The sequence below is a fragment of the Sporofaciens sp. St.21A7 genome, from assembly GCF_059728535.1.
In genome coordinates this window covers 4,600,175-4,620,827 of the sequence record NZ_BAAGFN010000001.1, presented here as the reverse complement: position 1 = coordinate 4,620,827, position 20,653 = coordinate 4,600,175, and the positions used below count along the sequence as shown (strand labels likewise).

21 protein-coding genes and 1 tRNA gene are annotated in these 20,653 nt (G+C 46.9%); 17 read left to right on the top strand and 5 right to left on the bottom strand.

Going from position 1 to position 20,653, the window contains the following annotated elements; translation table 11 throughout:
* Window positions 1-213 precede the first annotated feature (213 nt).
* From larB to AC6I3O_RS22930, 7 genes are all read left to right on the top strand, one after another.
* Window positions 214-966 (top strand): nickel pincer cofactor biosynthesis protein LarB, encoded by a 753-nt coding sequence (gene larB / locus AC6I3O_RS22960; protein ID WP_497852848.1) that lies wholly within the window; start codon window positions 214-216, stop codon window positions 964-966.
* A gap of 65 nt (window positions 967-1,031) precedes the next feature.
* Entirely contained in the window at window positions 1,032-2,057 is a 1,026-nt protein-coding gene (locus AC6I3O_RS22955) for an energy-coupling factor ABC transporter permease (protein ID WP_497852847.1), read from the top strand.
* Window positions 2,044-2,811, top strand: a complete 768-nt coding sequence (cbiQ, locus tag AC6I3O_RS22950; protein ID WP_497852846.1) for a cobalt ECF transporter T component CbiQ — start codon at window positions 2,044-2,046, stop codon at window positions 2,809-2,811. The genes AC6I3O_RS22955 and cbiQ overlap by 14 nt, the downstream gene beginning before the upstream one ends.
* 18 nt (window positions 2,812-2,829) lie before the next feature.
* On the top strand, window positions 2,830-3,576 hold the full coding sequence (locus tag AC6I3O_RS22945) for an energy-coupling factor ABC transporter ATP-binding protein (protein ID WP_497852845.1): 747 nt from the start codon (window positions 2,830-2,832) through the stop codon (window positions 3,574-3,576).
* A gap of 66 nt (window positions 3,577-3,642) precedes the next feature.
* Window positions 3,643-4,056, top strand: a complete 414-nt coding sequence (locus AC6I3O_RS22940; protein WP_497852844.1) for a ribonuclease Z — start codon at window positions 3,643-3,645, stop codon at window positions 4,054-4,056.
* Window positions 4,053-5,060, top strand: coding sequence for a DNA/RNA non-specific endonuclease (locus AC6I3O_RS22935; protein WP_497852843.1), 1,008 nt, complete (start codon window positions 4,053-4,055; stop codon window positions 5,058-5,060). The genes AC6I3O_RS22940 and AC6I3O_RS22935 overlap by 4 nt, the downstream gene beginning before the upstream one ends.
* A 213-nt stretch (window positions 5,061-5,273) precedes the next feature.
* Window positions 5,274-5,459 carry a hypothetical protein gene (locus AC6I3O_RS22930; protein WP_497852842.1) on the top strand — a complete coding sequence of 62 codons (186 nt, stop codon included), beginning with the start codon at window positions 5,274-5,276 and terminating at the stop codon, window positions 5,457-5,459.
* A gap of 335 nt (window positions 5,460-5,794) precedes the next feature.
* Here the strand turns inward: AC6I3O_RS22930 and AC6I3O_RS22925 are convergent.
* Window positions 5,795-5,877: transfer RNA gene (locus AC6I3O_RS22925), tRNA-Leu, on the bottom strand.
* 173 nt (window positions 5,878-6,050) lie between these two features.
* Between AC6I3O_RS22925 and AC6I3O_RS22920 the strand changes: the two genes are divergently transcribed.
* Window positions 6,051-6,581 carry a ferredoxin domain-containing protein gene (locus tag AC6I3O_RS22920; RefSeq protein ID WP_497852841.1) on the top strand — a complete coding sequence of 177 codons (531 nt, stop codon included), beginning with the start codon at window positions 6,051-6,053 and terminating at the stop codon, window positions 6,579-6,581.
* A gap of 92 nt (window positions 6,582-6,673) precedes the next feature.
* On the opposite strand, the gene AC6I3O_RS22915 is transcribed toward AC6I3O_RS22920, so the two are convergent.
* Window positions 6,674-7,795: a DUF4317 domain-containing protein gene (locus tag AC6I3O_RS22915; RefSeq protein WP_497852840.1), complete on the bottom strand. Its 1,122-nt coding sequence runs from the start codon at window positions 7,793-7,795 to the stop codon at window positions 6,674-6,676.
* A gap of 147 nt (window positions 7,796-7,942) precedes the next feature.
* On the opposite strand from AC6I3O_RS22915, the gene AC6I3O_RS22910 reads away from it, so the two are divergent.
* Window positions 7,943-8,491, top strand: a complete 549-nt coding sequence (locus tag AC6I3O_RS22910; protein ID WP_497852839.1) for a ferritin-like domain-containing protein — start codon at window positions 7,943-7,945, stop codon at window positions 8,489-8,491.
* 136 nt (window positions 8,492-8,627) lie between these two features.
* Here AC6I3O_RS22910 and AC6I3O_RS22905 read toward each other — a convergent pair whose 3' ends face one another.
* Both AC6I3O_RS22905 and AC6I3O_RS22900 read right to left on the bottom strand, forming a co-directional pair.
* Window positions 8,628-9,500, bottom strand: a complete 873-nt coding sequence (locus tag AC6I3O_RS22905; RefSeq protein WP_497852838.1) for a metallophosphoesterase family protein — start codon at window positions 9,498-9,500, stop codon at window positions 8,628-8,630.
* A complete protein-coding gene (locus AC6I3O_RS22900; RefSeq protein ID WP_497852837.1) occupies window positions 9,490-10,398 on the bottom strand; it encodes a DUF4474 domain-containing protein in 909 nt (302 codons plus the stop codon). Before AC6I3O_RS22900 ends, AC6I3O_RS22905 begins: the two co-directional genes overlap by 11 nt.
* Before the next feature lie 173 nt (window positions 10,399-10,571).
* Here AC6I3O_RS22900 and sdaAB point away from each other — a divergent pair, with 173 nt between their 5' ends.
* Complete coding sequence (gene sdaAB / locus AC6I3O_RS22895; protein WP_497852836.1) at window positions 10,572-11,234, top strand: L-serine ammonia-lyase, iron-sulfur-dependent subunit beta; 663 nt, start codon at window positions 10,572-10,574, stop codon at window positions 11,232-11,234.
* 31 nt (window positions 11,235-11,265) lie between these two features.
* Window positions 11,266-12,135: an L-serine ammonia-lyase, iron-sulfur-dependent, subunit alpha gene (gene sdaAA, locus AC6I3O_RS22890; RefSeq protein ID WP_497852835.1), complete on the top strand. Its 870-nt coding sequence runs from the start codon at window positions 11,266-11,268 to the stop codon at window positions 12,133-12,135.
* Between the two features lie 396 nt (window positions 12,136-12,531).
* Here sdaAA and AC6I3O_RS22885 read toward each other — a convergent pair whose 3' ends face one another.
* Window positions 12,532-13,572, bottom strand: coding sequence for a LacI family DNA-binding transcriptional regulator (locus AC6I3O_RS22885; RefSeq protein ID WP_497852834.1), 1,041 nt, complete (start codon window positions 13,570-13,572; stop codon window positions 12,532-12,534).
* Window positions 13,573-13,856: 284 nt separating this feature from the next.
* On the opposite strand from AC6I3O_RS22885, the gene AC6I3O_RS22880 reads away from it, so the two are divergent.
* From AC6I3O_RS22880 to AC6I3O_RS22855, 6 genes are all read left to right on the top strand, one after another.
* Window positions 13,857-15,233, top strand: a complete 1,377-nt coding sequence (locus AC6I3O_RS22880; protein ID WP_497852833.1) for an ABC transporter substrate-binding protein — start codon at window positions 13,857-13,859, stop codon at window positions 15,231-15,233.
* 68 nt (window positions 15,234-15,301) lie between these two features.
* The gene (locus AC6I3O_RS22875; RefSeq protein WP_497852832.1) at window positions 15,302-16,174 is read left to right on the top strand and encodes a carbohydrate ABC transporter permease; all 873 of its coding nucleotides are present in this window, start codon (window positions 15,302-15,304) and stop codon (window positions 16,172-16,174) included.
* Complete coding sequence (locus AC6I3O_RS22870) at window positions 16,174-17,034, top strand: carbohydrate ABC transporter permease (RefSeq protein WP_497852831.1); 861 nt, start codon at window positions 16,174-16,176, stop codon at window positions 17,032-17,034. Before AC6I3O_RS22875 ends, AC6I3O_RS22870 begins: the two co-directional genes overlap by 1 nt.
* Window positions 17,035-17,161: 127 nt before the next feature.
* The gene (locus AC6I3O_RS22865) at window positions 17,162-18,568 is read left to right on the top strand and encodes a glycoside hydrolase family 32 protein (protein WP_497852830.1); all 1,407 of its coding nucleotides are present in this window, start codon (window positions 17,162-17,164) and stop codon (window positions 18,566-18,568) included.
* 25 nt (window positions 18,569-18,593) lie between these two features.
* Window positions 18,594-19,526 (top strand): radical SAM protein, encoded by a 933-nt coding sequence (locus AC6I3O_RS22860; protein WP_497852829.1) that lies wholly within the window; start codon window positions 18,594-18,596, stop codon window positions 19,524-19,526.
* Between the two features lie 127 nt (window positions 19,527-19,653).
* On the top strand, window positions 19,654-20,604 hold the full coding sequence (locus AC6I3O_RS22855) for an Rpn family recombination-promoting nuclease/putative transposase (RefSeq protein WP_497852828.1): 951 nt from the start codon (window positions 19,654-19,656) through the stop codon (window positions 20,602-20,604).
* Window positions 20,605-20,653 lie beyond the last annotated feature (49 nt).

Below are 20,653 nucleotides of genomic sequence, written 5' to 3'. Positions count from 1 at the left end.
TTCAATCATTACATGAAAATAGAGTATGTCAGAAGGCATACGAATTCCCAGAAGGGAATTTGTGTGTCTTTTTTATTGTGCAGACCCGTGCAGAGGAAATATGTCCCTGAGGCGGAGCACGGGCCGCGCAGCGTGTAGAGGAAGATGGCTCTTCCCTACTCGGTTTTGGGATATATTTTCTGTGGAAGAAAAGGCATTTTAGGAGGGAGAAGAATGGAAGTAAAAGAAGTATTGGAGCAGGTAAGAACCGGCGAAATCTCAGTAAATGATGCGGAGGCCTATTTCCGCAGACAGCCATTAGAGGAATTAGGCTATGCAAAATTGGATACCCACAGAAAAATCCGTTCTGGCTATGCAGAGGTGGTATTTTGCAGTGGCAAAGCAGATGAACATCTGGTTCAGATCTATGAGAGAATCTATGCGGCGGAAGGAGAAGTGCTTGGAACAAGGGCATCCAAAGAACAGGCGGCATTGATACAAAAGAAATGGAAGGACGCGGAGTATGACCCTCTGTCAAGAATCTTGAAGATTGAGAAGAAAGATAAGGCAAGAGTAGGAAAGATTGCGGTATGCACGGCGGGTACAGCGGACATACCGGTAGCAGAGGAAGCGGCACAGACGGCGGAATTCTTCGGAAACCATGTGGAGCGTATCTATGACGTGGGAGTCAGCGGCATCCACAGGCTGCTTTCAAAGGTGGAAACCATCCAGAGCGCTATGTGTGTTGTGGCAGTGGCAGGAATGGAGGGAGCGCTTGCCAGCGTGATTGGAGGATTGGTGGATAAGCCGGTAATCGCAGTCCCGACCTCCATAGGGTACGGAGCCAGCCTGAATGGGCTGTCGGCACTTCTGACTATGATTAATTCCTGCGCAAATGGTATCGCAGTGGTCAATATTGATAATGGATATGGAGCCGGATACATGGCGGCGCAGATTAACAGGCTTGGTGTACACGCAAATGTGTAAGAGGAGATTTTGGTGAAGCAATATATCCAGATTTATTATAGTCTGAAATAGGGAGGAAAAAAGATATGCATATGGCGGACGCGCTGGTATCACCAGCAGTAGCAGGAACCATGTATGCAATGTCAGCAGCGGCAGCGGCGTACGCGGTAAAAAAAATAAGACTGGATGATTTGGAGCAGAAAGTGCCGATGATGGGAGTCATGGGAGCTTTCGTGTTTGCAGGACAGATGATTAATTTCACAATTCCAGGAACAGGCTCATCCGGGCATTTGTGCGGAGGAATGTTGTTAAGTGCGGTTATGGGACCCTACGCCGGTTTTTTGACAATGATTGCAATCCTGGCAATCCAATGCCTGTTGTTTGCAGACGGCGGTTTACTTGCATTGGGATGTAATGTATGGAATATGGCATTTTACGGATGTTTTGTCGGAGGCGCGATAATATGGCGCGTTATGACAGGCAAGAGGATGACGAAAGGAAGGATTGCGGCGGCATCCGTACTCGGGTGTGTACTCAGCTTGCAGTTAGGTGCATTTTCTGTTACGATAGAAACATTGATTTCTGGAATCACAGAACTGCCCTTTCCTGTGTTTTTAGGGATGATGCAGCCGATACATCTGGCAATCGGGCTGGTAGAAGGACTTATCACGGCGGCGGTGTTAGTGTTTGTCTACGAGGCACGTCCGGAAATCCTGTATGGTTATCGGCGTGAAATGGGTGCGAAAGGCCGTATGAGCAGGAAAAGAACGGCGATTGTGCTGGCAGTGCTGGCTTTGGTAATTGGAGGAGTCGTCTCTCTTTTTGCATCCGCAAGCCCAGACGGGCTGGAATGGTCGATGGAGAAGGTTGCGGGAACGACGGAACTGTTGGCAGACGGCAGGCTCTATGAACTGGCAGAGAAGGTGCAGGGACTAACTGCGCTTCTGCCGGATTATGGGTTCCAGGCGTCAGAGAGCGCAGCCGGGACGTCATTTTCCGGAATTGTCGGGGGCGTGGCAGTGCTGGCCGTGTGCCTTTCTGTATGCCTGGCAATCAAACGGGCGAAACAAGCCGAATTAAAGAAAAGGAATGCAGTAAATGAATCGAATTAGAGAGGCAATTTCTGATTTATATAAGATGGATATGGAGGCGGGAAAAACCGGATGGCTGCAGGAAATCCATCCGGTTTCTAAGCTTCTTGTTACGGTTCTGTTCATTTTGCTTACGGTTTCCTGGGGAAAATATGATTTGCCTGGGCTTTTGAAAATGGGGAGTTATCTGGTCGTATGTTTCGTGCTTGGCGATATTTCCATAAAGCTTCTGTTGAAAAGGATGAAGCTGGTGCTGGTCGTAGTGTGTATGGTGGGGATTGCGAATCCGTTTTTTGACAGGGAAATTATGTTCAAGCTGGGGAGCCTGGGCGTCACAGGCGGAATGGTTTCGGCTGTGACGCTTATGATAAAGGGAGCCTGCGCGGTTTCTGCCTCATACCTGCTGATGGTAACAACTTCTATGGATGATCTGTGCTATGCCCTGAGGAAGCTTTGTGTGCCGAAAACAATTGTGACAGTCCTTATGCTGGTATATCGGTATATCATTGTTCTTCTCAAGGAGACGGAGCGGATGACGGACGCCTATATGCTCCGTTCGCCGGGGCAGAAAGGACTGCACTATAAGGTCTGGGGGACGATGGTCGGGCAGCTTCTTCTGCGCAGTATGGACCGGGCGCAGATAGTCTATGACAGTATGCGGCTTCGGGGATACTGTGGAGAGTTTCATCTGAGGTGCAAAAAGGCGGCGCAGATGGGAGATTATCTGTATGGACTTGGGTGGAGTGTAGTACTTACGGTAATCCGGTTTATTTAACTGGGGAGGATGCAGAAAATGAATATATTAGAAATAGAGAATCTTTCTTTCGGATATGGGAGTTTTCATCAAAGGTTGGGAGATAAGGTTTTAAAAGATATTAATTTTTGTATTGATGAGGGAGAGAGCGTAGGGCTGATTGGGGCAAATGGAGTCGGAAAATCTACGATGCTCAAACTTCTTTCGGGTCTGTTAGATATGCAGGAGGGCAGAATCCGGATTGCCGGGCTTGAGATGAAAAAGGAGAACTTGGCACAGATCCGCGCGGAGATTGGTTATGTCTTTCAAGATTCTGACAGCCAGCTTTTTATGTCAACCGTTTATGAGGATGTTGCGTTCGCTCCCCGCAATTACGGGAAGAGAGAGGAGACGGTGGAACGGTTGACGATGCGGGCGCTTGGGCAGGTGGGGATGGAAGGGAAAAAGGACCGTCAGATTTACCGTTTGTCCGGAGGTGAGAAGAAACTGGCGTCAATTGCCACCGTTCTTGCTATGGAGGCGAAGCTCATGCTGTTGGATGAACCGTCTGTGGCATTAGACCCTAAGAACCGCCGGAATCTGATACAGGTATTAAAGGGGCTGCCGGGAGCGAAGATTATCGCAAGCCATGACCTTGATTTTGTATATGATACCTGTGAGCGGGTTTTGCTGTTGTCCAATGGATGTATTGTAAAGGAAGGGGATGCAAAAGAAATTCTGACCGACCGGATACTGTTGGAATCTCAGGGGCTAGAGCTTCCGTTATCATTTTCACGGCTTCCCTGATTCATTTATAATATATTTCTTATGGCAAATAGATGAATGTGTGCAAGACGAGAGAGGAGATAGAGTATGATATTAATTGCAGCGGTAGACGATAATTATGGAATGATGTTCAACAACAGAAGGCAAAGCCAGGATCGAGTAATAAGGGAGCGGATTCTTGAATTGGCGGCCGACAGATGTCTCTGGATGGATTCGTATTCAAGGAAACTGTTTGGAGAGATACCTGATAAACCGAAAATAAAAACAGATGAAGATTTTCTTGAAAAAGCGCCGTCAGGAGATTATTGTTTTCTTGAGAATCATTCGGTTTCTACGTGTGAAAATAAGGTTGAAAAGATTATTTTGTTTAAATGGAACAGAAGATATCCGTCGGATTTTTATTTTGACCTCAATTTAAAGCAGGGATGGAGTCTTACTTCGTCTGAAGAATTTGCAGGATACTCACACGAAAAAATTACAATGGAGGTATACGTTAGATGAAGAAATTCAATAGAATTTTAGCGCCGTTTCTTCTCATTCTAAGTATGATGTTGTCGGGATGCGGAGGGGATGTGGGAGGTTCTCAGACGGAAGAACCTGCAAAGTCATCGGATATGCAGGAAGCATCTGCAGCACATCAGGATGTAAAAGAATCGGAAACAACTCCGCAGGAACCGGCGATAAGTTTGGCGGATATTCCGGATTACACAGGAGATGCCGCGTATGTAGTAATTAATGGAAATGTACCGGATTTTAAGGATTCAGATATGGTTACGGATTCTTTTGAGACCTATAGTGAGTTAGACAGTCTTGGGAGATGCGGCGTGGCATATGCCAATGTGGGGACAGATCTTATGCCAACCGAAAAACGGGGAAGCATAGGGCAGGTGAAGCCGACAGGCTGGCATACTGTAGAATATGATAATGTAGATGGGAATCATCTATATAACCGATGTCATTTAATCGGGTATCAGCTTACGGCGGAAAATGCCAATGAAAAGAATCTGATTACAGGAACCAGGTATATGAACGTAGATGGAATGCTTCCTTTTGAGAATATGGTGGCAGATTACGTCAAAGAAACGAATAACCATGTCTTGTACAGGGTAAGCCCGATTTTTGAAGGGGATAATCTGGTGGCATCCGGTGTGCAGATGGAAGCAATGTCTGTGGAAGATGGCGGAGAAGGGATTCTTTTTAATGTGTTTTGCTTCAATGTCCAACCGGATATTACGATTGACTATCGGACTGGTGAAAGCAGCCAGGGTAGTAAAGGAACGGAGAATGTTTTGCCTGCTGGACAGGCCCAGGATAATACAGGAAACGAAACGGGCATAGAGAGTACGGAGGAAACATATATTCTCAATACAAATACAATGAAATTTCATTACCCTGCATGTGGAGATGCTGAAAAAATGAAAGATGCAAATAGGAAAGAATATATAGGGAATCGGGAGGATTTAGTAAATCAGGGATATGCACCTTGTAAGCGTTGTAATCCATAGAGGAGTCGGCTTTTCAATAAATAAGTTGTATCATGAGAGATGATTTCGATGGTGATGTCAGAGAGATAAATGACCTTCTGTAACATTTCCCTCAGCAGTTCATCTTCTGCAAAGTCCTTGCTACAATTCAATAAAGGCTTAACACCACAATCACCGATTGATATAATAAAAGTATCAAAGTAAACGGCACTTATAGAAAGTAGGTGAAAAAAGATGTCAGACAAAGAAATGATGAAAGTATCGGTTGAAGAGTTTGCAAGGGTACAGAAATATATGATTTTAACTGATAATAAGGATTCGGCCGCTTATAAGGAAATGCGGGGACGTTATATTGAGTTAAAAGTTATCTTAACAGCTTTCGGTATTAATCTGGCAGAGCTTGATGTAATTAAAGAGTAGTAGTAATCAAGGTGTAAAGTCTTTATTGAATTATTATAGACTTCGCACCTTTTTCTTTACCTGTGGTGGTAAACTATTTAAATAGCGAACAGCAGGAGTTAGGGAATATTGGATTGTTGATCCAGCAAAAAAGTTAGTGATGGTATATCAGTTTGAAAAGGAGACGATAATAGACCAGTTCTAAGTTGTGGACTGGTTTTATTATGATAGACGCTCAAATGAACAAGTTGAAGAACAACTGGAAAATGCGTTTTGTATGAAAGGGATTAGTATATTTAACAAAGGAAAAAATAAAAGAACCCTTGAAAACCAAGGATTCTTATACTTATAAAGGATGCGGAGAAAGGGACTTGAACCCTCACAGGATTGCTCCCACTAGAACCTGAATCTAGCGCGTCTGCCATTCCGCCATCTCCGCTAACAAAAATTATTCTATCACAGAAACCCTCATTTGGCAAATACTTTTTGAAAAAATATTCTAAAAATTTTATAAAATTCATAAGATAAGATATCAAGTTGATAATATGAGAAAGATATGATAGTGTGTATATGCACAGTAAATACGTACATATTTTCAGAAGGAGGGTCATAATGTTTATTCAGGAAAAGCAGGCAGAAGCAGAGGCGGTAATCCAGACAGCAAAGTCAATGTGTCAGGCGGCAAGGACGGCACCTAAGGCGAAGGGAATGGATTTCGTACATACGGCAATCCTGACTGACGAGGAAAAAAAGAAACTTGCAGACGAGATGGATAGGCTTGCGGACGTATTTGGCTACCAATTCTTCCATAGAGACGCAGACAATCTCCGCAAAGCGCAGGCGGTAGTCCTGATTGGCCAGGAAAATGCAGTTCATGGATTGAATGAAGGATGTCAGTTCTGCGGGTTTAAGAACTGCAAGACATGTCTGGAAGCAGGCGGAAATTGCGCATACACGTCAATGGATCTGGGAATCGCCATCGGTTCGGCAGTCAGTGTGGCAACGGATGCACGGGTGGATAACCGTGTGATGTTCTCCATCGGACGGGCTGCTATGGAAATGAAACTGTTAGGGGACAGGGTATGCCAGATGGTGGGAATCCCGCTGAGCGTCTCCGGGAAATCCCCTTTCTTTGACCGTTGAAAGATGCGCACATAAGGGAAGAAAGCAAAATTGCGAACTACAGATTCCATACTATGGGCAGTATGAGAAATGCAGCTCGCAATTCTTCGTTCCTATTTGTGGATTTCGATTCCATTTACCTCCAGATGGTCGTCAATCGCGATGACCAGACAGCGTCTCCCGTCGATTTCCCTTGTCTCCACAAGGTCGGACCGTTCCGGATTCACCTTCACGATTACATCCGGCGTCTCAATCTGGAAGGTCTTGACGCTTGCGATATTCGATGCAAGCAGCGTATTCTTTTCCCCGACCGTCTCCTCGAATTCTTCATCAAAGGACGTAAGCCGCTCCTCAGGTACGCCGCTTTTGGCAAGGAGCCTGCGCACATCCGGCTTGGACAGCTTCAGCGGTTCCGGCTCTTCCTTCGTCTCTTCAATCATTTCATTCAGGTTATCGTGGATATTCCGGATAACTTCGTAATCACATTCTTCCCCAAGAGTATCGCTGATGATGGTCTGGAACGTCGTCTTCTGGTCGCCGGCAGTCAGCGGAATCGTGCTGCCGAGTACATTTGCAATCAGCTCCGGCTGGATGTCTTCCGGTTTCTTGGTGTAATACAGGATGCTATGGATGTCGCTTGAACGGTCCTGGAAGGCGGGAAACAGGAATCCTTTTACCGGAGCTTCCACAATCCAGTCCCGAATCCGGTCTTCAATATGATTGGTCTGTGCATTATATGTAAGCCCTGCCTTCGTCAGATTTACAGGACAAATGCTGCACAGGATATGCTCATATACCGTATCCGAAGCGTCGAACATCTCCATGCCGTCCGAGGATTTGCCCGGAACGTCATATACGGCATGAATCAGGATAATGTAATAATTTTCCGCGTAAATGTAATTATCAATCACCCTGTCATAGAATTCCTCAAGCAAGAGGTCGTCTTGCAGCTTGCTGTCCCGAAGCTTCAGGAGAAATTCCTGAGTGCCCCCCTCAAGCTCCTGATCGAGAGGGAAATCCATATTGATGAGGTTCTTCCCCAGGGAGCCGGACAGGGTATGTTTGAAAATGTCAAAGTATTTGAAAGCCTCTTCCTCCGGCAGGGACAGGAAGGCTTCCTTGAGTTCCGTTTTCTTTTCTTTTTCATGGTCCACATAACAGCCGCAGATACGTGTGATGGCACAGTTCTCCGGAGTAAATTGTTTGCGGATTTCAAGCACTTCTTTCTTATTCATATTATTTACACTCCCCTTTCAGAAACTTCTCCAATCTTAGCATATTTGGGGCAGTTTTACAAGAACCCTGTCGGGACATGGAAAACGGCGCACATTATTATGATTTTTTTATATATTATTTTATAAAAGAGTAGGAGAAGAATAAAAATGGAGGAAAAAAAGAAAACAATCGCGTGTAACTGTAATTTCGCCGGAATGCGTCCTGCTATGGCAGATTTGCCTTATCCGTCGATTCAGGTATGGGGAAGGAATCCGGCATACGCTAACCTGCTGACCATCGATTATTGCGGGCAGACATCCGAATTATCTGCAATCATGCAGTATATTAATAACGAAAACCGTCTCTCGTATGAGAATTGTTCTGTGGCGCGGACCTTGCTTAGCATCGCTATGGCGGAAATGATGCATTTGCAGAAGCTGGGAGAATTAATCGTACTCCTTGGCGGAAATGTGAATTATACGGCAAAGCACCGGAATGGGGCGAAACGGATGTGGACGCCTGAGTACCTGACGATTCCAGAGCATGCCGCCAAGATGATCCAGGCGGATATTGCGGCGGAAAAGGATGCAATCGAACAGTACCAGATGCATATCAAGATGATACAGGATGACTGTGTGGACGCTGTGCTGGCAAGGATTATCAAGGATGAGGAGTATCATATTATGCTGCTTCGGAACCTTCTGGAAGAATTGTAGAAGAATAGAGTGGGCTTTTGTACCTGCTATGATAATAACCGCTCAGAAAAAATCAGAAGAATCCCACAAGAGAAGGAAGACCCTAAGTTTCCTTTAATTCTTGTAGGATTCTTCTAATTTAATGTTCACATATCGCTTACAGATTCAGCTCGAAGGGACCGGACAAGACTTCCCGCGTTACATAAAGCGTCCGGTCCGGACGTGTTGCCAGCGTCCATTTCACCAGTTGGATTTTAAGACTTGCAATCTCAATGCAGGTGACGCATCTCGGATGCACGCAGCTTCCCGTATTACAGTAGGAAACTGACTCATCCAGCATGGGTCTGTGGGTATGCCCGGTAATAAGCACGCACCCAGTCTGCCCCGCCCAGTGGGACAAGGTCTGCTCCACTTTCTTCTTTTTCGTATTATTTTTTGCCGCGCTGGTAGGGTCCAGAAAACCGGCTGCTTCCAACGGTTTCCAGAGATATCTGACCAGAAAGCGGGAGGTGCGCCATAGGACGCTGTTGAAGAAATCCGCCTGATGGCCGTGGGTCAGATACACTTCCTTTTGGCAGTTCGCATTTTTCAGAATCACACCGGGGTAAAAGACCATTCCCGGAAACAGCTCCTCCTCGTGGCATGTGCTGCAAGGATAGGAAGCACAGTTTTGGTCTGCGAACTTGGGGTTCCGTTTGACAATATCATGGTTCCCATACAGCATAATCAGGCGGCGTTCCTGATAGAACCGGGACAAAAGCCAGAACACATTGTTGTGGATAGACTTGATGGCGCCAAAGGAACGGTTCTCCCATAATTCATCACCGTCCCCCAGTTCGACATAAGTGAAACCACGTTTATAGTAATATTTCAGCGCCGCAAAATACAAGTTCTGGTTCTTCAGGAAGTTATCGTTATTCGTACCGCATCCTCTGTGGCAATCGCTGAACAGGACGTAGCGGGAGGAAGAAGTAAGGGGAAATACGGGCGCGTGGGCAAACGCAGCGTTAAGCCGTCTGTCAGCAGACATGTTTCTTTCTCCTTCTTCGTTTCTTCTTCTTGTGCCGGATGTGCATCATGTGCCGGAATGCAAACGGCAGATACTCATACAGGTACAGCAATTTGTCCATGGTAAAACAGAAATGTTTTGTGACATGACAGTAAATCTTCAGGAAAATGCGGTTTTTCCACATCGCAAATGCGTTGCGGATACCGTGTATGCACCTGGGCTGCCTGGTGTGTGGACGCGAGAAGCTAAATGCAACCTGTAAGTTCCATACATGAATGTCTTCTTGGGCATAACCGCAGTCAATCAGGCCTCGCACGAACGCATGCTGCATTTCGCAGGATGGGAAGGTAATCTCCGTCTTCATGAGCAGGCAGTCAGGACTTACATACTGTCCCATACGGAAACCGGTCAGCCACCAGTGGCGCTGGGCAATCCGGTACATTGCACAATTATCTTGGTACAAAGTATATTCAAAGAACGGCAGGTCGCTGTCTGGTACGGTGTGGAACATGGCGGCAGTGCGCTGATGCCTGGAAACAAGGCCGTCTGCCCGATAGATTCCAATCTCTGCGCCTGCGTTGATGCCGTATTGTCCTTTCCACAGCTCAATCATCCAAGTGCATCCTTCATAGTCGAAGTAAATGGGTTCACAGTCGAATACCATATTGAATAGGTCCGCACTTTTGTCATAGAGCCAGCAGTAGCCGAAATCTCTCTGCCAGGCATCCTTGCATGAAGTGAAAATGTCCTGGGAAAGCAGATATTCAAATCCGAACGGATTTACCAGTTCATTTAACCGGCAGAGCTTTTCCTGAACGGACATGCAGCATATTTTCTTGATGATACATTTTTTACGCCATACCATCAGAAGGGCGCAAAGCACCATGATGAACAGGATACATGGAAAAATAATATACATAATCGGCTCCTTTCTTTCATACTAATATTAGTTACTGCATTGTATGCCGGGAATGTGACGGATGTGCTATTGGCAATTATAGTTGTAGAGTGAATTGATGATTGTAAACGCCATTCGTTTCAAGTATAATAAAAGAAAAACATGTCAAAATAAGAAAGAAAGAGGAAGAAAAAATGGGAAGTATATTTGACATCTTAGGACCGGTCATGGTAGGGCCGTCAAGCTCCCACACAGCAGGAGCGGCAAGAATCGGGATGGTAGCCAGACAGCTCTTCGGGAGACAGCCCGAGAAGGCGGCGGTGTATCTGCATGGCTCATTCGCGGCGACAGGAAAGGGACATGGGACAGACCGGGCGCTGATTGCGGGACTGCTGGGCATGAAGCCGGACGACATGAGGATTCCGGACAGTTTTGAGGTCGCAAAAGAAGAAGGAATGGAGTTTACCATTGAGTCGAAGGAAATCAAAGAGGCTCACCCGAACACCGCGCTGGTCTGTATGGAGGCGGAGGGTGTGAAGCCCATGAAGATTCAGGCGTATTCCATTGGAGGAGGCCGCATCAGAGTATGTAAGCTGGACGGGCTGGACGTGAGTTTCAGCGGGGAGAGCAACACTTTGATTATCCGGAACGTGGACGAACCGGGACGGATTAAGGAGGTGGCGTCCGCGCTTGCCAATGCGGAGATTAACATTGCAACGATGCAGGTGTTCCGCGACAAGCGGGGCGGCTCTGCGATTATGGTAGTCGAGACGGATCAGATCGTACCTAAGGAGGCAATGGAGGAACTGGAAAGCAAGAAAGGAATTATCAGGGTGAAGTTCCTGATTGCGAATTAGTATTTGTGGAAAGAGAGGATAACAAGGAGTTATGTCTTATCAATCGATGGAAGAGGCACAGTTAAGGTGCGAGAAGGAAGGAATCGAATTCTGGAAGGCGGTTCAGTTAGAAGACGCCGATGAGCGGGGAGTCACGGAGGAAGATTCCTGGAAAGAAATGAAGCGTATGTGGCAGGCGATGTTAGACGGACTTGACGCCTATGACCCGGAACTGATGTCCAGGAGCCGGATGGTAGGAAGAGAAGGGGGACTGATGGACGCCTACCGGGAGGCGAAAGATACATTGTGCGGGGATTTCATGGCGAAGGTCATGAGCAATGCGCTGAAGATGGGATGCAACAATGCCTGTATGAAGCGGATTGTCGCCGCGCCTACAGCGGGGGCGTGCGGCGTGATGCCGGCGGTCCTGGTCACATATTACAGGGAGTATGACGTGCCGGAGGAGAAGATGATAGAGGCGATGTATGTGGCGGCGGGAATCGGACAGATTATCGCTAACCGCGCCTATCTTGCGGGGGCATCCGGCGGCTGTCAGGCGGAGATCGGTTCTGGTTCCGGTATGGCTGCATCCGCAATCTGTCATGTTAAGGGCGGAGATACGGCAAAGATTGGCCATGCCTGCGCAATGGCGCTCAAGAACCTGATGGGGCTTGTCTGCGACCCTGTGGGCGGATTGGTGGAAGTTCCGTGTGTGAAGAGGAATGTAGGAGGCGCTTTCAATGCGATTGCGGCGGCAGATATGGCGTTGGCAGGGATTGAGAGTCAGATTCCGGTGGATCAGGTGATTGACGCCATGAAGGAAGTGGGCGACAAGATGGACGTGAGCCTGCGGGAGACCGGTTACGGCGGCGTGGCAGGAAGCGCGAAGGCGGCAGAGATTGTTGAGAGGATGAATATGTAAACCTAGTGTGCTGACACATTTACTTTCAGTCAAATGACGCAGAATGAATTTTCAGTCTGCAAGGCGGAGGAGGGAGGCGATGCGGTGGCATCGTTGACCGACAACAACGTGGCAGATGGAAATTCAGGCAAGTCATTTGACGAAATGTAAATGTGTCAGTACACTAGTACTCCATCCGGCTAGAAATTGAACTCCTGAACTGTCTGATCCGCACCATTGCGTCGTTAAAAGTTCTAGTCGATGCGCCCACATCGCCGTCGAACTTTTGCCTAGCACTGGCACGAACCAGCCAGCTCATTAGTTCAATTTCTAACCGGACGGAGTACTAAGAGCAGCGGGGAAATGCTGATAATGGCATTTCTCGCTGCCCCATTTGCATGTGGGATAGAATACGGCTTATAGTTTTGGCCGCTCCGTTGTCTCCCGCCGTATAAGGACGGGCGGGATAATCTTATGAATCGGCTCGTCTAAGGGAACAGGTTTCCTCTTTTTGCGTTCATTCATCTGCTCCACCAAAAGACTCACTGCTTCATAGGCAATTTTATCAATCTGCTGTCCGACGGTGCTGATTGGAACCACTGCCTCCTGTGAAATCGGCGAATTGTCGAAGCCCACGATCAGGTAATCGAAAGGAAATTTGCCATGCTTGCGGAACAGCAGGTTTAGGAAAATATTTGCGTGGGTATCATTGGATATAAAGATTCCTTTTTTCTGCCCGGCATAGTCCCGGTCAAGATCGTCAATGATTTCGTTAAACTCTGCCTGTATGGAGTCATAGTTCGCCTTCAAATCCTTGGATATAATCCGGTGTTTCAAGCCATGCTCCTTGCAGAAATCCAGAAATCCCTGAATACGCCCGTATGCAGGAACATTTTTTTCAGTAGGCGAATTAATGTGAATCAGGACGTCGCAGCCATGGCCTGCAAGCAGGCCGGTGGCCTGTATGCCCCCCATATAGTTGTCCGTATTGACGCTGCAGATAAATTCGTCCTCCCGCTCAATCGAAACGATTGGGATGGAGAGCGCTGCCAGAGATTTGGATGGGATGGTATGGCTCAGCACAATCAAGCCCTCAATCTTATAGGCAAGAAGTTCCTGAATGTATTGCTTTTCAATCTCTTTCTTTTCATTTCCCACAAAAACAAGAAATTTATATCCGAACGTCTCATAGGTAGAAAGAATCTGGTTCAATATCTCGGAATAATAGTGAAGATAAAGGCTTGGGATAATTATACCGATGAATTCCGTTTTCCCATTTGCAAGGATACGGGCGACCTTATTCTCCTTATAATTCAGCTTGACAAGGGCGTCCGAGATAATTGCCTGATTTTCGAGGGTAAGGGAGTCTGGATTGTTGAAATATCTTGAAATCGTCGTCTTGGAAAAATGTGTGTATTCTGCAATATCGCTGAAAGTTACGTTTTTTTTCTGTGCCATGGTAAATCAATTTCCTTAAATCTAAATAGTTTCTGTATTTAGTATAACAAAAATCAAGAAAAAGAACAATAAATAACTGGTTAAGTAACCGGTTTTGTGAAGAATATACAATTTTGGATATGGATTATGGTATAGGATTCACAAAGATATTTTTTATGATTGACGGTATTATGGAAGCGTGTTATGATAAGTCTATAAAGTAACCGGTTACTTTACCGATTACTTAACCGGTTATAATGTAGTTATAAATATGCAGAGAATGCAGGAAATCAGGAGGAATGGTCATGAAAAGAAAACTTATGACAAGAGTTACGGCATTTGGGGTTGTAACTGCGCTGGCCGCCGTTACGCTGACCGGATGCAGATTCGGGTTTGCCAGTGACCCGGACGATCCCAATGAGGTGGAGAAGGAGATTCCCATCGATACCTCTGTGGATACGTTTGAGTATGATTCCGCATTGGACGGGACGAGTATCACGCTTTTGAATTCAAAGGCAGAGATACAGGTGGCGTTAGAGAAGATGGCGGCAGAATTTGAGGATAAGTCCGGCGTCCATGTGGAGGTCATGCCTGTGACAGACGGAGATTCCCCTTACACAAAGGTCGTAAGCATGTATAACTCAGGAAATGCGCCGACACTGTCGATCTTAGATACTACGGATGTCATTGCCCTTGCCAAGGAGAAGGCGGAGGATTTGACCGATGAGGAATGGACCTTGGAGGCAGAAGGGTATCTGACAGAGGTTGACGGCAAGGTGTACAGTTTCCCGCTGTGTATTGAAGGCAGGGGGCTTATCTACAATAAGGCAGTCATCGACGAGGCTTTAGGAGAGGAATTTGATCCGGATTCTATTACGACGCAGGGGGAATTTGTGGAACTGCTTGACCGTTTGGTGGAGGGAGGCATTGCGAAGCCGGTTTCCTTGGCGAAAGAGGATTGGTCGCTGGGAGCGCACCATTTACAGTACATCTATGAGACGAACGAGGGCACGTCAGAGGGCGCGCAGGAGGTCATTGAGTCTATCAAGGACGGGAAGATGGATCTGGATTCTTATGACCGTCTGTCAGATTTTTTGGATATGTTCGATGTGCTTAGGAAGTATAATGTGGCCAAGGGAGACCCTCTTGGCGCAGATTACGACGAGATGGCCATTGACCTTGTGGACGGCAAGACGGCAATCTGGTTCAACGGGAACTGGGCGTGGCCCAATCTGGAAGAGGCAGGAGCCGAGACGGAGGATGAATATGGATTCCTTCCCTATTTCATGAATGATGACCCTAAGGATTTTGCGAACCAGAAGATTCAAGGCTCTCCTTCCAAACAGATTATGCTGGACGGGCAGCTTGCCACGGAAGACCAGAAGGAGGCGGCAAAGGAATTCTTGAACTGGATTGTGTTTAGTGAGATTGGGCAGCAGATGCTGGTAAAGACATGCAGCATCATCCCGCCCTTCAAGAACAATCCCTATGAGCCGAACGACCCGCTGAGCCGGGATATTTACGAGAAAGTGCATGAAGACAAGGCGTTCAATGCCTCGGCAATCGTGCCGAATGACCACTGGGCAGTCCTTGGGGCGGCGATGCAGAAGTATCTGGCCCAACGCAGCGACAGGGAGGAGCTTACAGAGTCCATACAGGAATACTGGGACGAGCAGGAGTAAGGCTTGCAAAGCCGGGGAGATTGAGAAATCTATATTACTTAGACAGGAATAGAAAAGAGGGATAAGACATGAGATCAAAAAATAACGGAAAAGATTTCTGTATGTTTGCACTTCCGGGGATGTTCTGTTTCTTTGCAGTGGTCATAGTTCCATTTATCTATGGTATCTATCTGACGCTGACGGACTGGAACGGAGTCGCGAAGGAAAAGAATTTTATCGGCCTGAAGAATTTTGCCGGGGTAGTTAAGGACGGTCAGTTCTGGACGTCGTTATTGCTGACTTTTAAGTATGTAATTCTGGTGGTGGTATTGGTAAATGTGCTTGCGTTTGCCATTGCGTACCTTCTGACCAGGGGGATGAAGGGGCAGAATTTCTTCCGGGCAGGTTTCTTTACGCCGAACCTGATTGGGGGTATCGTACTTGGATATATCTGGCAGTTCGTGTTCTCAAGGGTCTTTGTGAGTATCGGAGAATCTACGGGATGGAGCCTGTTTGAAGTGTCGTGGCTTTCAGACCCGTCGAAGGCGTTTGCGGCGTTGGTGCTGGTGTCTGTATGGCAGTTGTCGGGATATATGATTCTGATTTATGTTGCGGGGTTCATGGGGCTGAGCGAGGATGTCATGGAAGCCGCAAGCATAGATGGGGCTTCCGGGTTTATCAAACTTAAAAATATTATTATGCCGCTGATGATGTCATCTGTGACCATCTGTCTGTTCCTGACGCTGTCCCGGGCGTTTATGGTATATGATGTGAACCTGTCATTGACGGCGGGCGCGCCTTACGGGACAACGGAGATGGCGGCGATGCATGTATATGAGAAGGCATTTACCTCCAGGCAGTTCGGAGTGGGGCAGGCAGAAGCATTTATCTTGTTCATTATCGTTGCATGTATCAGCGGTATCCAGGTTTATCTGACGAAGAAACAGGAGGTCGAGGCATAATGAAAAACACGACAATCGGCGGAAATAAGAGAAAAGCTGTGAATTTTCTTGCAATAACGGGACTGGTAATTATTTTTGCGGCATATATGTTCCCGTTCCTTATGGTGGTGATTAATTCTCTGAAACAGAAGAGGGATATTATTAAGAGCCCGTTTTCCTGGTTATACACTATTAAGGGACTGTCCTTTGATAACTTTGTAAAGGCATTTACACAGATGGATTTCCTGAATGCCTTTAAGAACTCCTTAATCGTTACGGTTTCGGCAACGGTGCTGGTGACATTACTGGCGGCGATGCTTGCATACTATATTGTGCGTCACAATAATGGGATTTCCAAGCTTACGTTTGCCTTGATGGTAGCATCCATGATCATTCCATTCCAGGCAATCATGATTCCTCTTGTCAGCATATACGGAGGTACGCTGAATGTTCTGAACCACAGGATTACCTTGATTTTCATGCACACAGGATTTTCCATGGCAATGTCTGTGTTCATGTTCCATGGGTTCATCAAGGGGAATGTCCCGATTGCGCTGGAAGAAGCAGCGTACATAGACGGCTGCACACACTCTCAGACATTTTTCAAAATCGTGCTTCCGTTGCTGAAACCGATTATATCAACGATGGTGATTTTGAACTCGATGGCTTTCTGGAATGACTTCCTTCTGCCGTCGCTGGTGCTGTCAGATAAGAAGCTGCTGACGCTGCCGCTCTCTACCTATAGTTTCTATGGAACGTATTCGGCGGATTACGGCACGATTATGGCTGGGCTTTTATTGTGCGTAGTGCCGATTCTGGTGTTGTATGTGGCACTGCAGAAACAGATTATCGGCGGCGTCGTTGCAGGGGCGGTAAAGTAAATAAGATATGGTATGGGAAAGGGGGCTTTTATTGCCCTCTTTTTTTCTTTCTCAGACCGGCCGGTATCTTGCCGGAGAGGAGAAGGAATAGTATAATGGTATCTTAATAGAATGGTGGTGGTTAAATATGAAGAGAGATAGATTGCATTTGAGGGCGCCGGGGAATTGGATGAACGATCCTAACGGGTTTATTTATTTTCAGGGGAAATATCATCTGTTTTATCAGTATTTTCCCTATGCCCCGGTGTGGGGGACGATGCATTGGGGACATGCGGTGAGCGAGGATCTGGTTCATTGGGAACATCTGGGGACGGCGCTGTTTCCCACGAAGGCATATGACCAAAACGGCGTATTCTCCGGGAGTGGGTTAGAGAAGGACGGGAAATTATATCTTTATTATTCGGCTGTGAAATATCTGGAAACGGATGAGGAGAATATCCATGTTGCGTATCAAGACCGGTATGAGACCAGCCAGGTAATCATTGTGTCCGAGGATGGGTATCATTTTGATAACTGGAAGGATAAGAGGAGGATAGTTCCGGTTATTTCAGATAAGGAGATTGGGGATAGGACGCATACAAGAGACCCCAAGGTCTGGAGGGATGGAGACACTTATTATATGGCCCTTGGAAGTACTTATGAGGAGCAAAAAGGGCGTGTGTTGTTCTACCGAAGTAAGGATGCAAATGAGTGGGAATACGTGAACCAGTGCCGGGCGGAAGGGTTTGGAAGGATTTTGGAGTGTCCGGATTTGTTTCAAGTGTCCGGCAGTTATGTTTTTATTGGATCGCCCATGTATGCCACGGAAGATGGATTGGAGTATGCCCATCATGCAATGTGTGCTTTGGCCAAGTTTAGGTCTTTGGATTGCGAGATGGGACTGCTTTCAAAGAGCAGGCTGGTGGATTATGGAATGGATCTATATGCGCCTCAGACCAATGTGGACAAAGAGGGAAGAAGAGTGATGATTGGGTGGATGCGTATGCCGGAAGCGGTGGTAAAGGAAGGGGAGGAGCCATGGATAGGGATGATGAGCCTGCCGAGGGTCGTGGAGGTGGTGGATGGGCATATCTATTTCCGGGTGCATCCGGAGGTTGACAGATATTTTGAAGATGAGGTTCCGTTAGGGGAGCTGTATGACGGAAAGCGTGCCGTAATAAAGCGTCCGGCATTGCGGCGTCCGGTATGTGGGAGGGAAGAACAGGAAGATGCCGGACAGGCTTGTGACGATGTGCCTTACCGCCTGAGGACAGAGCTTTGGGAAGGCGGAGAATTGAATATCGGCGGATACCGTCTTTGGAGGGAAGGAGATATTGTCAAGGCGGACAGAAGTCAGGTGTATAGAGGGCTTACCGGATATCGCCTGACAGGAAGTACGCCAAAGCTTGGAGGAAGGTGTGAGCTGGATATATTTATAGATGGGAATCTGATAGAGGTATTTGTCAACGGGGGACAGTATGTACTCAGCCATGTAGTATACGGGCTGGGGGATGAAATCGAAGGGCATATTGAGCATGTGTATGTAGGTAAATGAGAAGTCGTTGGAAAAGAGGAGTGAGATGGGGAGAGTAGAGAAATGTATGTCGGAGTGCATATTGTGTCCCAGAATGTGCCGCGCCCATCGGATGGCGCAAGAAACGGGATTTTGCCGGGAGACCGCAGGGCTTGTTGTTGCAAGGGCTGCGCTGCATATGTGGGAAGAGGAGTGCATATCCGGTGAGAATGGTTCCGGGACGGTATTTTTTTCCGGGTGCAGTCTGGGGTGTATTTACTGCCAGAATCAGAATATTTCCAGGGCAAAAGCTGGAAAAGCGATTACAGTTGGAAGGCTTGCAGAGATATTTCTGGAATTGCAGGCACAGGGGGCGAATAATATTAATCTTGTGACACCCACCCATTATGTCCCTCAGATTATTGATGCGTTGGAGCTGGCGAAAAAGGATGGGCTGCGCCTTCCGGTCGTATATAATACAAGCGGATATGAGAGGGTGGAAACACTGGGGATGTTAAGGGGGTATGTGGATATCTATTTGCCGGATTTCAAATATTTGGAGGAAGAGCTTGCAAGAGAATACTCCTATGCGCCGGATTATCCCGCGTATGCAAAGAGTGCGTTAAAGGAGATGGTTTCCCAGACAGGGGAGTTTCGGATGGATGAGGAGACGGGGCTGCTGAAAAGAGGGGTGGTTGTCCGCCATTTGGTACTTCCCGGGAAGGTCAAAAATTCAAAAGAAGTGATACGATATCTGCATGAAACCTATGGGAACCGTATCCTGATTAGTATCCTGAATCAGTATACGCCGATGCCGCAGGTAGAGAACCATCCGTTTCTTGGGCGGAAGGTGACGAAAAGAGAGTATGGGAAGGTCGTGGACTATGCTCTGGATATTGGCGTGGAATATGGGTTTATTCAGGAGGGAGGGACGGCGCGCCAGAGTTTTATCCCGGAGTTTGACGGGGAGGGGGTTTTGCCAAAAAGAGGGGGCAATTGACCGCAGCTTGCTGCGAGGTAGTTTATCGATAAAGAGTTGTACAAGAAAGAGTTTTTGCGAGAAAGATTCTGCATGGATTGAAAATCATGACCTGCTATGCTATCATAAAACTAGAGGAGGTATCCGGATGGCTGAAAAAGACATGGTTGAAAAAACGTTGGAATCGTACAACGATGTATTCGCAGATATTGTGAACGTACTGCTTTTTAAAGGCGCAGAGAAGATAAAAGAAGAAGAACTAAAGCCAGCCGTTGTGAGGTCTGTCTACAAAGTTGATCAGAAACTACGTGAGCAGGAGCGGGATACGGCAAAATATTGGAAAAAACACAACCTTAGGATTTCGCTCTATGGGTTAGAGAATGAAACCAGTCCGGAAGACGATGTACCGCTAAGAGTGTTTGGATATGACGGGGCAGCTTACCGAGATCAGATTTTCTATGAAAAAGGGGAAGACGGGAAGTACCGGAGGAATACCAATCCACGCTATCCGGTTATCACGCTTGTTTTATATTTTGGGACTAAGCATTGGAATAAGCCTACTACGATATACGAATGTGTGGCTGACAATTTAGACGAGGATATGAAGCCTTTTGTAACGAACCTCAAGATTAACCTGTTTGAGATTGCATTTCTGTCAGATGAACAGGTGGCTATGTTTAAGAGTGATTTTCGTATAGTAGCTGATTATTTTGTGCAGATTAGGAAGAATAAGAATTATATCCCTACAGACACGCAGTTTGGGCATGTAAAGGAAGTCCTGCAGATGATGTCTGTGCTGACAAAAGATAACCGGTTTGAAGAGGCAGCCAATGCTGCCATAGAAGGAGAGGTTGTAAAAGATATGTGCGATGTATTAGATTATGTAGAGAGACGGGGAGAGGAGCGCGGCGAAAAGCGGGGAGAAAAGCGCGGCGAGGAACAGGGAGAAAGACGGGGAGAGATGAAAAAGGCAAGGGAGATAGCCGTAAATTTAAAAGCGCGCGGTTTTTCTAACACAGATATCGCTGACTTAATTGGCGTAGAAATCGGAATCGTAGAGAACTGGTTTCCGGGTGGATTGGCAGCCCCGCAAAAGTAGTAAATTTATTTCAGAAAATATTCAGGCAAGCCAATTATCGCTATGGCGG